The organism is Roseibium sp. SCP14 (genome assembly GCF_040329475.1).
Taxonomy (GTDB): Bacteria; Pseudomonadota; Alphaproteobacteria; order Rhizobiales; family Stappiaceae; genus Roseibium.
Genome location: NZ_JBDZYH010000062.1, coordinates 1 through 223 on the forward strand (window position 1 = coordinate 1; position 223 = coordinate 223).

A 223-nucleotide genomic window follows, 5' to 3' on the forward strand; every position below is an offset into this window, starting at 1 on the left:
TGAGATTGTCGTCGCCGTCGCCGCCAATCAGCGTATCGGCCCCGCCTTGTCCCAGCAGAATGTCGTTTCCATTGCCACCGGTTAAAACATTGGCGTTGCCGTCTCCGGACAACCAGTCATTGAAGCCGGACCCTGTCACGTTCTCGATTGACGTGAAGCTGTCTTTGCCTTCGCTGCTGCCGACATTGCGTCCGTTCCAACGAATATCAACCTTCACCGCACC

The 223-nt window shown here is 56.5% G+C and carries 1 pseudogene; it reads right to left on the reverse strand.

From position 1 onward, the window contains the following. Positions 1-223 (reverse strand): annotated as a pseudogene (locus ABLQ08_RS32780) (hypothetical protein); the annotation flags it as partial.